Here is a 581-nt window from a genome sequence, read left to right on the forward strand (position 1 = left end):
GCGCCCGCCGGTCGGCTGGCTGTCGAGGTGGCTGCCGATCAGCAGCGGCGGCAGGGTGGCATCCGTGCCCTCGCGGCGGATGAAAAGGTTTGCCATGGCGTCCTGGAAAACCGCGAAGCCGCGCGCGAGCGCCAATTCCGCCAACAGGCGCCGGGCGCCGCGATCCTCGATGCTGAACGCCTGTCGGTTTACGCCACCGGCTGGCGTCGCGCCGATCCGGGCGAAGGCATCGAGCCGGCCCAGCAGCCGCTCGCCGTCGATCTCCGGCACTAAAGTCACCGCTTGAGGCCGCGGATGAAGGCCTTCACCCGTTGCGGATCGACCTGATTCCACCACACTCCATCATGTTTCAGCGAGCTGGCGACAATGACGCCGTCGACGATGTCCAAGATATCGTTGGCGTTGTCGGGTGTCACCCCGCTGCCGACAAGCGTCGGCAGTCCGGCGGCGTCCTTGATCATCCTGATGTAACTGAGGTCGGCGGCGTGGCCAGTGCGCTGGCCGGTGGCGATCACCGCGTCGGCATCGAAGAACACGAGGTCCTTGACCTGCTCCTCGATCGGCCGGTCGCCGACGATCGC

At 67.0% G+C, this 581-nt stretch carries 1 protein-coding gene and 1 pseudogene; both read right to left on the reverse strand.

Annotated features, from left to right (window positions below; all coding sequences use genetic code 11):
- Nucleotides 1-279, reverse strand: a pseudogene (locus NKH38_RS33275) (Zn-dependent hydrolase); the annotation flags it as partial.
- Nucleotides 276-581: BtpA/SgcQ family protein (locus tag NKH38_RS33280; protein WP_352904892.1), on the reverse strand; the 306-nt coding region annotated here is incomplete at its 5' end. The gene NKH38_RS33280 and the pseudogene NKH38_RS33275, both read right to left, overlap by 4 nt.

The sequence above is a fragment of the Mesorhizobium sp. M1078 genome (genome assembly GCF_040318615.1).
In the GTDB taxonomy this organism is placed as follows: Bacteria; Pseudomonadota; Alphaproteobacteria; order Rhizobiales; family Rhizobiaceae; genus Mesorhizobium.